Source organism: Pseudomonas sp. S2_A10 (genome assembly GCF_054668465.1).
Window position 1 is genome coordinate 5,102,256 of sequence record NZ_CP162773.1, and the last position, 11,099, is coordinate 5,113,354.

General features: G+C 58.7%; 10 protein-coding genes and 1 pseudogene. 7 read left to right on the plus strand and 4 right to left on the minus strand.

Annotation, left to right across the window (positions count from 1 at the left end):
- The first annotated feature begins 12 nt into the window (after positions 1–12).
- Complete coding sequence (locus tag AB4N41_RS22845; protein WP_076562707.1) at positions 13–411, plus strand: hypothetical protein; 399 nt, start codon at positions 13–15, stop codon at positions 409–411.
- Here AB4N41_RS22845 and AB4N41_RS22850 read toward each other — a convergent pair.
- Positions 408–677: a DUF1652 domain-containing protein gene (locus AB4N41_RS22850; protein WP_041480220.1), complete on the minus strand. Its 270-nt coding sequence runs from the start codon at positions 675–677 to the stop codon at positions 408–410. The two genes, AB4N41_RS22845 and AB4N41_RS22850, sit on opposite strands and share 4 nt — an antisense overlap.
- A 369-nt stretch (positions 678–1,046) precedes the next feature.
- On the opposite strand from AB4N41_RS22850, the gene eco reads away from it, so the two are divergent.
- Positions 1,047–1,532 (plus strand): serine protease inhibitor ecotin, encoded by a 486-nt coding sequence (gene eco / locus AB4N41_RS22855; protein ID WP_122611356.1) that lies wholly within the window; start codon positions 1,047–1,049, stop codon positions 1,530–1,532.
- 36 nt (positions 1,533–1,568) lie between these two features.
- Here the strand turns inward: eco and ilvA are convergent.
- Positions 1,569–2,558 (minus strand): annotated as a pseudogene (ilvA, locus tag AB4N41_RS22860) (threonine ammonia-lyase, biosynthetic); the annotation flags it as partial.
- A gap of 286 nt (positions 2,559–2,844) precedes the next feature.
- Between ilvA and AB4N41_RS22865 the strand changes: the two are divergent.
- On the plus strand, positions 2,845–3,024 hold the full coding sequence (locus AB4N41_RS22865) for a hypothetical protein (RefSeq protein ID WP_252876388.1): 180 nt from the start codon (positions 2,845–2,847) through the stop codon (positions 3,022–3,024).
- Between the two features lie 15 nt (positions 3,025–3,039).
- Here AB4N41_RS22865 and AB4N41_RS22870 read toward each other — a convergent pair whose 3' ends face one another.
- Positions 3,040–4,341, minus strand: coding sequence for an ATP-binding protein (locus tag AB4N41_RS22870; protein WP_252876389.1), 1,302 nt, complete (start codon positions 4,339–4,341; stop codon positions 3,040–3,042).
- 4 nt (positions 4,342–4,345) lie between these two features.
- Positions 4,346–5,047 (minus strand): response regulator, encoded by a 702-nt coding sequence (locus AB4N41_RS22875; RefSeq protein WP_016774890.1) that lies wholly within the window; start codon positions 5,045–5,047, stop codon positions 4,346–4,348.
- A 253-nt stretch (positions 5,048–5,300) separates the two neighbouring features.
- Between AB4N41_RS22875 and AB4N41_RS22880 the strand changes: the two genes are divergently transcribed.
- The 4 genes from AB4N41_RS22880 (at position 5,301) to AB4N41_RS22895 (ending at position 11,071) form a co-directional block, all read left to right on the plus strand.
- Complete coding sequence (locus AB4N41_RS22880) at positions 5,301–6,458, plus strand: efflux RND transporter periplasmic adaptor subunit (RefSeq protein WP_056789707.1); 1,158 nt, start codon at positions 5,301–5,303, stop codon at positions 6,456–6,458.
- A gap of 15 nt (positions 6,459–6,473) precedes the next feature.
- Positions 6,474–9,572 carry an efflux RND transporter permease subunit gene (locus tag AB4N41_RS22885; protein WP_252876390.1) on the plus strand — a complete coding sequence of 1,033 codons (3,099 nt, stop codon included), beginning with the start codon at positions 6,474–6,476 and terminating at the stop codon, positions 9,570–9,572.
- 180 nt (positions 9,573–9,752) lie between these two features.
- Positions 9,753–10,394 carry a DUF1345 domain-containing protein gene (locus AB4N41_RS22890; RefSeq protein WP_252876391.1) on the plus strand — a complete coding sequence of 214 codons (642 nt, stop codon included), beginning with the start codon at positions 9,753–9,755 and terminating at the stop codon, positions 10,392–10,394.
- A 167-nt stretch (positions 10,395–10,561) separates the two neighbouring features.
- The gene (locus tag AB4N41_RS22895; protein WP_056789698.1) at positions 10,562–11,071 is read left to right on the plus strand and encodes a hypothetical protein; all 510 of its coding nucleotides are present in this window, start codon (positions 10,562–10,564) and stop codon (positions 11,069–11,071) included.
- The last annotated feature ends 28 nt before the right edge of the window (positions 11,072–11,099 follow it).

Below are 11,099 nucleotides of genomic sequence, written 5' to 3' on the forward strand. Positions count from 1 at the left end.
CAAGGATTGGCCATGCAGTTGTCGTTCCGCACGTTGTCGAGCTTCACTTCAATCCTGTGTTTTCTGCTGGCGCTGGTCTGGGGATTTTTTCCGGAGGTGTTGCTGGCGATCTGGAGTATTGGCTATTCGGAAGGCACTGGCGTAGTCGCAAGGCGCAGCGCGGTGCTGTTTGCGGCGTTGGCGGTGATGTTTTGTTTGCTGCGCAATGCTCCGCCGTCAGTGGCACGCAGTGCACTGAGCAATGGTTTTATCGTCGGCTGTTTCGGTTTGGCGGCGTTGGGTTTTGGCGAATGGCTCAATGGCCATGCCGGCCCCGGGATTTTGCTCGCGGTGCTGGTCGAGTTCGCGCTGGGCCTAGGTTTCGTGCAGGCCCGGCGCGTGACGGTCGAACTGGGTGAAACGGTGGGTTAAACGGCTCGAGAGCGAGCGCTGGTTTGATGGGTCGTGGTTTGTTGCGCGAGGTCGGAACGCAGGCCAGCGACCAGGTTGTTGATCTCACGGCAGCTGTTCAGGCGGCTGGCGTCGATTCCACTTACGTAGAGATCGGCTTGGTCGGTTCGATGGTCGCCAAATACTTTGACGGACATCGACAAGTCTGGTGTCAGCGTGCACTGGCAGCGTTTCGGCAGGAAGCTGCTTTCAATGATATTGCGTAATTCCAAGGCAGATAAAAACATGGCGAACCCTCTCCTTTCTGTGCGATTGCCAATCAAGTATTCACGCTGACCCTCTGCTGCGCCTTCACGGGTGTGCCCCCGCTGTTTCCCTGGTGCGGCAAGTGGTGGTACTGCGAAATGCCCATTGGAGTGTAGGCGCCCAAATCCTGTGCGCCTCACCAAAAGAACGCATAAAACGTGCCTTTGATCGGTTCGTTTTGCTCCCTTCAAAATCAAGCACTTGGAAATGTGGCCAGTATCCTGCTATTTGCAAATTGCATGAATCGACCACCCGTCCCCTGCAATCTGCAATCTCCGGGCAAATTTGCTTTCGAAGGCTATGACGGCAAGAATGTCTCCCATTGCAATTCAACCCGCACGGAGGCCTCCATGAATTCCTTAAGCGTTTGCGCGATCACCGGCCTGTTGATCGCCAACCTTTCCACCCTCGCCCACGCCGCCAAGCTCGAAGACGTCGCGCCGTACCCCAAAGCCGAAGCCGGGTTTACCCGACAAGTCATCCATCTGCCCAAGCAAGAGCAGGAAGAGAATTTCCAGGTTGAAATTCTCGCCGGCAAAACCCTCGAAGTGGATTGCAATCGCCAGCGTCTGGGCGGTGTGCTCGATGAAAAGAATCTGCAAGGCTGGGGCTATCCGTTCTATCGCCTGGAAAAAGTCATCGGCCCGATGAGCACGATGATGGCCTGCCCGCCTGGCAGCCAGAAAAAGCGCGCTTTCGTTCCGGTCGTCGGCGATGGCTTCATGTTGCGCTACAACAGCAAGCTGCCAGTCGTGGTGTACGCCCCTTCGGACGTCGAAGTGCGCTATCGCATCTGGTCGGCGTCGGACAAAGTCGGCACCGCCCTGCAGGAATAACCGGAGAGCTTATTACGCCGGCACGCCGCAAGCAGCGGCGCGTTCGGCGACATGGCGCAGGCTGTCGAAGTTGATGTTGGCCCCGGAGTCGATGGCGACGAATGTCTGATCGCGAACCCCACTGCGCGCCACGTACTGCTTGATCCCCGCCACGGCCAGCGCCCCCGACGGTTCAGTGATCGAACGGGTATCGTCGTAGATATTCTTGATCGCGGCGCAGAGTTCGTCATTGCTGACCGTGATCACTTCATCTACGCAGAAGCGGCAAACCTCAAAGCCATACGCGCCAATCTGTGCTACCGCTACGCCATCGGCGAAGGTGCCGACACTGGGCAGGACCACCCGCTCGTCCGCACTTAAAGCCGCCTGCAGGCACGCCGAATGTTCGGATTCGACGCCGATGATCCGCACTTCCGGACGCAGGTATTTGACGTAGGCCGCGATACCGGCGATCAAACCTCCGCCCCCGACCGGGATGAAGATGGCGTCCAGCGCGCCTTGATGCTGGCGCAGGATTTCCATTGCCACGGTGCCTTGTCCGGCGATCACGTCAGGATCATCGAACGGTGAAACAAACGTGCATCCGGTCTGCTCGGCCAAGTGCAACGCATGGGCCAAAGCAAAGGGGAAACTATCACCGTGCAGCAATGCGTCGGCACCGCGACTGCGCACGCCGAGCACCTTGAGCTCAGGGGTGGTAGACGGCATGACGATCGTCGCGGCAATGCCCAATTCCCGTGCCGCCAGCGCTACACCCTGCGCGTGATTACCCGCCGATGCAGTGATCACTCCCCGCGCTCGCTGATCATCGCTCAGTTGCACGAGTTTGTTGTAAGCACCACGGATCTTGAAAGAGAACGTCGGTTGCAGATCTTCGCGCTTGAGCAGGACCCGATTGCCCAATGCTTGCGACAATGCCGGCGCAGGCTGCAACGGGGTACGCACCGCAATGTCGTACACCGGCGCGGCCAGGATTTTCTTTACATAGTGCTCGAGCAGGGATTGCTGGTCGGGGCTGTGCGGCATGGTCGTCTCCTGACATTTTTCAGAACCCCGGAGACAGAAAGTAAAAACCCGCCTCTAGGGCGGGTTGGGTGCTGCAGTCGTGAGCTAGCCCGCCAAATAAGGAATGGCGGTAATAATGCTTGGCTGGCAGCGCGATACGGTGAAAGTCATGGACTGGAAATTAGCCTGCCGTTGGATGACAAGTCAATGGCCCGCTGCAGAACTTTGAATCTTCCGCAGAACTGAGCAGTCACTGCAAAGGAGAACAACAACTTCTGCTCCAAGCCGATGAAAGTGGAGATCGACCATGAATATCCGCCAAATGCTGTTCGCCGTCCCGCTGCTGGTCGCCGCCCTGTCCAGCCCTGCTGCTTTCGCCGTCGATGAAAGCGACGCCGTGAAAAAGCCCGAATGTCCGAAAGGCCAGGTGTGGGACAGTAAAACCCAGCAATGTGTGTTGCAGACCAGCGGCACAACGCAGCCCTGAAATTCGTCATACGGTTCAGGCCATGGCCGGCAACCACAGCCTGAATCGCGCCCCACCCAGCGGCGAACTCTCAACGGTAAGTGTGCCGCCCTGCGCTACGAGCGCTCGGCGGCTTATCGCCAAACCGAGGCCGAACCCACCCGTCGCGCGATCACGGCTGCGGTCGAGCCGATAGAACGGTTCGAAAATCCGCTCGCGCTCATCGTCGGGAATGCCGATGCCATCGTCGTCAACCCATATCTCACACCCGCCGGCAATGACCTGCACGCCAATCTGAATGCGCTTTTCGCAATAGCGCATGGCATTGCGCAACAGGTTCTGGATGGCCCGGGCGGTCAGGCGCGGATCCAGCGCGAAGCGTTCGAGTTGACCGTGCAGCAGAACGTCAATCACGATGTCTGGCGACTCCAACTCCTCATCGACGCTGCCGAGAATGCTGTCGATGAATTCGTCCAGCGACACCTCGATGCGCTCAGGCGACTGCGCCGGATTCTGCAAGCGGCTGTAGGAAAGCAACTCCAGCACCAGTTCATCCAGTTCACGAATATGCGCAACCAGGCTCTGCAAACGCTCGCGACTGGCGGCTGGCAAGTCTTCGGACAACGCCAGCGCCAGGCCGAAATCCAGACGCGTCAACGGCGTACGCAGCTCATGGGAAACAGCGTTAAGCAGATCGCGCTGCTGGTTGAGCAGGTTTTCAATATCGCCGGCCATAGTGTCGAACACATTGGCGAGACTGCCGATGTTCGAACTAGGGGCAATTCTGGTTCGCTCGCTCAAGTGGCCTTTGCCGAAGCGTTCGGCGGTGCCTTTCAGACGTTCAAGATCGCGCCAGTGCGGGCGCAACCAGAGCAGCAGGCAGCCGAGCAACATGGCGCCGATCAGCACGTTGATGCTCCAGTACAACAGATCGACGTCGACCGGATCGGGCGGCACGACCATGCGAACGGCCATATCCGCATTCAGCGGAGTCACCGCCAGCGTTCGCCAGCCCCAATCGCCGATGCGCACCACGTTCTCACCACGGTGCAAACGTTCCTGCTCGATGGGCGTGAACACCGGGTCGTCGATTGGCGTCAGGACGATGTGCAGCGGCTGGAATTCCTTGTCCATCGCCGCCGCAATCGCCGGCCATTGCTCTTGCGGCGCAGCATGAAACTGCTTGGTGATCAGCGATTGCAGACCTCGGGAGAATTCCAGGTTGTAGGTGACGAAGCGATCCCGAAAGGCCATGACCACCAGACCCGGCACCAGATAGATCGCCGCACTATAGGAGACGATCGTCACCAGATACAGGCGAAACAGAATGCGAAACATCAGCTCAACATTCCCATTCGGAGCGGCTGAACAGATAGCCCTTGCCCCACACGGTCTTGATCTTGCGCGCCTCGCCGGCGTGATCATCGAATTTGCGCCGCAGCTTGGAAATCGCCACGTCCACCGAGCGGTCAGTGCCATTGAATTCAATACCGCGCAGCCGCTGAAGAATCTGATCGCGACTCAGCACTTCGCCAGCGTGCCGGGCCAGCACCACCAGCAAATTGTATTCGCCGCTGGACAGTTCAACCGCTTGATCACGCCAGGTCACGGTGCGCTCGGACAGATCGATGCACAGATTGCCCATGACGATCCGATCGTTGACCGCCAGCGGTTCGCCGAGGCTGCTGCGCCGCAACAACGTGCGCACCCGCGCCAGCAGCACTCGTGGCTCGCAGGGTTTGGTGACGTAGTCGTCAGCGCCCATTTCCAGGCCCAACACCTGATCATGGCTGTCATCGCGAGCCGTGAGCATGAGGATCGGCAGTGTCGCCGAATCGGCACGCAGCAAACGGCATACCTGCAAGCCGTCGAGGCCCGGCAGCATGAGGTCGAGGATCACCAGATCCGGCGGACTGATCCGCGCGCGCTCGCGCACATGGTCGCCACGGCCGATGACGCTGACGGAATAACCGTTGCGTTCCAGGTAGCTGGAAATCAGTTCGGCGAGGGCGGTGTCGTCTTCGACCAGGAGGATGTTGGGCATGGGGTGTTCCAGAGAATGCTGTGGCGACAGTCAGGGCTCATTCGCTCGCACATTGAAATGCGATCTCCTGTGGGAGCGAGCCTGCTCGCGAAAGCGATCGAACTGTCGCAATAAATTTCAAGGCCTGCAGGATATACGCCCTCACCCGCTACTGAGCAAAACCCTTACACAATTTCACACAGCAGCTACAAAGCTTCACCGCTAACCTCCCCGTCTGGCCGTAGGATGCGGCCTTCAATATTGGGGGTTGTACATGTCTGGAAAACTGCTGGCCGGGCTCGGCCTGATCGCATTGGCGCTGACGCTGAGCGCTTGTGATTCATCCTCGAACGCCGAAGAGCAGACGCCGCCGGCCACGGTGCGCATCGAGATCATCAAAACCCAGCCATTGTCGATCAGCAGCGAACTGAGCGGCCGCATCGCCGCGCCACGGATTGCCGAAGTGCGCGCACGAGTGGCCGGCGTGGTGTTGCAGCGCACCTACCGCGAAGGCAGTGACGTGAAAAAAGGCGATGTGCTGTTTCGCATCGACCCGGCGCCGTTCAAGGCCGATCTGGACAGTGCCGAAGCAGCGCTGCGCAAAGCCGAGGCCAACGCCTTTCAGGCCAGATTGCAAGAACAACGCTATGCGCAGTTGATCGAGGACCAGGCCATCAGCGGTCAGGACTACGACAACGCCCGCGCCGCTGCCCGGCAGACGGCAGCTGATGTCGCTGCCAGCAAAGCGGCGCTGGAAAGGGCGAAACTGAACCTCGGCTATGCCACCGTCACCGCGCCGATTTCCGGCCGTATCGGTCGCGCCTTGGTCACCGAGGGTGCGTTGGTCGGGCAGAACGAAACCACGCCGCTGGCGCTGATTCAGCAGCTCAACCCGATCCATGCCGACCTCACCCAGTCGACCCGCGAGCTCAATGAACTGCGCCGGGCATTGCGCTCCGGGCAGTTGCAGGAAGTCGGTCAGGATCAGGCGAAGGCCACGCTGATTCAGGATGACGGTAGCGTGTATCCGTTGCCCGGCAAGCTGCTGTTCAGCGACATCACTGTCGATCCCGGCACCGGGCAGATCATTGTGCGCAGCGAGTTTCCCAATCCGGATCTCGACTTGCTGCCGGGCAGCTTCATCCGCGTACGCCTTGAGCAGGCAACCATCCAGAACGGCATCACCGTACCGCAACGCGCGGTGCAGCGTGACAGTGCCGGCATTGCCCAGGTGCTGACTGTCGATGAACAGATGCGCGTGGCGCAGCAACCGGTGCAACTGGGTGCGGTGCAGAACAATCGCTGGATCGTCACCGGCGGCCTGAAGCCCGGCGACCGTGTTGTCATCGAAGGCCTGCAACACGCCCGTCCCGGGGAAAAGGTGCAGATCGACGAAACCCCACTTCCACTTGCCCAGACCACTGGTCAGTAAGCAGGACGCTTCTATATGCCGCAGTTCTTTATCGACCGCCCAGTGTTTGCCTGGGTGGTCGCCCTGTTCATTCTGTTGGCCGGTGCGCTGGCCATTCCGCAGTTGCCGGTGGCGCAATACCCCGACGTCGCCCCGCCGCAAATCGAGATTTACGCCGTCTACCCTGGCGCCTCGGCGCAAACCGTCGATGAAAGCGTGGTCAGCCTGATCGAGGAAGAGCTCAACGGCGCCGATCACTTGCTCTATTTCGAATCGCAGAGCAGCCTGGGCAGCGCGACGATCAAGGCAACCTTTCAGCCGGGCACCAATCCCGAGCTGGCGCAGGTCGATGTGCAAAACCGCCTCAAGGTGGTCGAGTCGCGCCTGCCGCAAGCGGTCAATCAGCAGGGATTGCAGGTGGAGAAGGTCTCTTCCGGTTTCCTTTTGCTGATCACTTTGACCTCTAGCGACGGCAAGCTCGATGACGTGGCGCTCAGCGATTATCTGGCGCGCAACGTAATGAACGAGATAAAGCGTCTGGACGGTGTCGGCAAGGCGCAGTTGTATGGTGCCGAGCGAGCCATGCGCATCTGGATCGATCCGCAGAAACTGATCGCGTTCAATCTGACACCGGCCGATGTCAACGAAGCCATTGTTGCGCAGAACGCCCAGGTTTCAGCAGGTAGCATCGGTGATCTGCCGTCACCTTCGACGCAGGAAATTACCGCGACAATTCTGGTCAAAGGCCAATTGTCGACGCCGCAGGAATTCGCCGACATCGTGCTCAAGGCCAATCGCGATGGCTCCACGGTGCGCATCGGTGATGTCGCGCGAGTGGAGATCGGCAGTCAGGAATATCAGTTCGGTACACGCCTGAACGGCAAGCCGTCCACCGCCGTTGGCGTGCAGCTTTCTCCAGGCGCCAACGCGCTGAACACCGCGACACTGGTGCGGGCGAAAATGGACGAACTGGCGCGCTACTTCCCGGCTGGCGTGGAATACAAGATTCCTTACGACACTTCGCCGTTCGTCAAAGTCTCGATTACCAAAGTGATCTACACCCTCGGTGAAGCGATGCTGCTGGTGTTTGCGGTGATGTTCCTGTTCCTGCAAAACGTGCGCTACACGCTGATCCCGACACTGGTGGTGCCGGTGGCGTTGATGGGCACTTTCGCGACCATGCTGGCGCTGGGGTTCTCGATCAACGTGCTGACCATGTTCGGCATGGTGCTGGCCATCGGCATTCTGGTGGATGACGCCATCGTCGTGGTGGAGAACGTCGAGCGCATCATGGCCAGCGAGGGCCTGTCGCCCAAGGAAGCCACGCGCAAGGCGATGACGCAGATTACCGGGGCGATCATCGGCATAACGCTGGTGTTGGTCGCGGTGTTTATTCCGATGGCATTTATGCAGGGTTCGGTCGGGGTGATCTACCAACAGTTCTCGCTGTCCATGGCCACGTCGATTCTGTTCTCGGCGTTTCTCGCCCTGACGTTGACGCCGGCATTGTGCGCTACCTTGCTCAAGCCTGTCGGCAAGGGCGAGCATCACGAGAAGTCCGGATTCTTTGGCTGGTTCAATCGTCGTTTCGAGCAACTGACCGATCGCTATCAGGGTTGGGTCGGCTATGCGCTCAAGCGTACGGGTCGCTACCTGATGATCTACGTGGTCCTGCTGATTGGACTCGGAATCTGTTTTGCGCGCCTGCCCTCCTCGTTTCTGCCGACCGAGGATCAGGGCTACACCATTACCGATATTCAATTGCCACCCGGCGCAACGAAGAACCGTACTGTACAAGTAGCCGAGCAGCTCGAAGCGCACAACGCCGGTGAGCCGGGAATCAGTGACAGCGTGGTGATCCTGGGTTTCAGTTTCTCCGGTAGCGGGCAGAACGCAGCGCTGGCGTTTTCGACACTCAAGGATTGGTCGGAACGTGGCAGTGACGATACTGCCAGCTCAATCGCCGACCGCGCCAACGCGGCGCTGAGCCAGATCAAGGACGCCATGGCCTTCTCGGTGCTGCCGCCGCCGGTGGATGGCCTTGGCACGTCCAGCGGTTTCGAGTTCCGCTTGCAGGATCGCGGTGGTCTGGGCCATGCGACGTTGATGCAGGCGCGTACGGAACTGCTCGCCGCCGCCGAGAAAAGTCCGGTATTGATAAACGTCCGTGAAAGCGCGCTGGCAGAAGCACCGCAGGTGCAACTGATCGTCGACCGCAAGCAGGCGAATGCCTTGGGCGTTTCGTTCGCCGACATCGGCAACGTGCTGTCCACTGCCGTGGGTTCGAGCTACATCAATGACTTCCCCAATCAGGGCCGCATGCAGCGGGTAGTCGTGCAAGCCGAAGGTGATCAGCGCAGTCAGGTGGATGATTTGCTGAAAATGCATGTGCGCAACAACGCTGGAAACATGGTGCCGCTGTCGGCCTTCGTTCAGGCCAACTGGATTCAAGGCCCGGCGCAGTTGACTCGTTACAACGGCTATCCAGCGATGGCGATATCTGGTGAACCGTCACCTGGGCACAGTACCGGCGAGGCCATGGCGGAAATCGAACGACTGGTTGCGCTGGGGCCGAAAGGTCTGGGTCAAGAGTGGACCGGTTTGTCGTTGCAGGAACGCCTGTCCGGCAATCAGGCGCCGATTCTGCTGGGCCTGTCGCTACTGGTGGTATTCCTGTGTCTGGCGGCGCTGTACGAGAGCTGGTCGATTCCGACCTCTGTATTGCTCGTTGTCCCGCTTGGTGTGCTCGGCGCGGTACTCGCCGTGACACTGCGCGGCATGCCCAACGACGTGTTCTTCAAGGTCGGACTGATCACCATCATTGGTCTGTCGGCGAAAAACGCGATCCTGATCATCGAGTTCGCCAAGAGCTTGTATGACGAAGGTCACGATCTGATCGATGCGACGTTGCAGGCCGCGCGTTTGCGTCTGCGGCCGATCGTGATGACATCGCTGGCGTTCATTCTCGGTGTGGTGCCGCTCGCGATTGCAACTGGCGCGAGCTCGGCAAGTCAGCAAGCGATCGGCACAGGTGTGATTGGCGGGATGATCACCGCGACACTGGCAGTAATCTTCGTGCCAGTGTTTTTCGTCGTGGTCATGAAGCTCGTACAGCGATTCACCAAACAACGCTGATCAAACTGTGGGAGCGAGCCTGCTCGCGAATGCGTCCGGTCTGCCAACACTAATGTTGAATATGCTGACGTCTTCGCGAGCAGGCTCGCTCCCACAAGGATTGGCCAACATCATGCGCAGTGGCCACATCTGTCATCGCTGGGCTAAGGTGGTGAAACCTCCCTCGCCTACCGAGCTTTCATGCGCTTCCTCGCCCGCACCCACCCTCGCCTCTCCGCCGCCGCTCTGCTCGGCCTCGCCAGCGGCCTGTTGGTCCCGGCCGGTTCCATCGTCAGCAAAATCCTCATTGGCTGGAACGTCGGTGTCTGGACATACCTGATTCTGATGTTCTGGCTGACCATACGCGCCAAGGCCCCGGACGTGCGACGCATCGCCGAAGTCGAAGACGAGAACGCCGGGCTGGTGCTGTTTGTGGTGTGCATTGCCGCGTTGGCCAGTCTCGCCACCATCACCCTTGAACTGGCCGGCAGCAAAGACCTGGAAACCTCACGCAAACTCATGCACTACGGGTTCACAGCGCTGACAGTGACCGGCTCATGGCTGCTGATAGGTGTGATCTTCTGTGTGCACTACGCCAGATTGTTTTACACCTGGGACGGCAAAGAGCCGGCGCTGCGTTTTGCTGAAGGACTGACCACCCCCAATTACTGGGATTTTCTGTACTTCTCGTTCACCATCGGCGTGGCTGTGCAGACTTCGGATGTGGGTGTTGCAACGCGGGATATTCGAAAAATTGTGCTCGCGCAGTCGCTGATCGGTTTTGTGTTCAATACGGCGATCCTCGGGTTCTCGATCAACATTGCAGCAGGATTGTTCGGCTGAAAAACACGGCTTGTTCTGGCAGTTCAAAGCTCACAAAAACGTACGCCTGTAAACTGTCAACACTGACAGTTTACAGGCGTACTGTATTCACGCTTCCATACAACATCCAGAAGTAGGACGGGTCAGTCTTTGGATGTCCCCAACCATATTGTATGGAGATAAAACTCATGAGCTATGCAGCCCGAGCCTACACGACGATCTCTCCGGTTTTAGCGCCGACCTATTTGTCAGCCACTATCAACGGCGATGCCAACCCAAACTACAGGTTTGTCAAAATCCCTCAATTCATGGAGTTTCGATCTACCTCTGTACCTTCCTTCGGGCCGAAGCCCTACCCGGAAGGCCTGCGTTACGTCCTGACAGCTGGACACACTAAGGATGGTGTGACGCGTACGCTTGAGTTTGTGTTCCCTTTTAAACCCCAATCGTCGACCTATGACCTCTCCAAAGATAGCGATGATGTCAGAAGTACCTACTATTCCAATCCTGCGACGGGTGATCTGCACGTCTCTGTGAGCGGGAGCCTGACATTGAAATATGACGACATTAAAAAAACCCTGAGTGGCACTTGGTCCGGCACATATGACCATGGTGGAGAGAGCGGCAACGAAGAGTTTCCGATCACTGGGGAGTTTGTCGCTAACGCAGACCTGAGCAAGAGAAAAAACGCTTACTGACTACGACAAAAAGGAAGCTGCGAGGCTT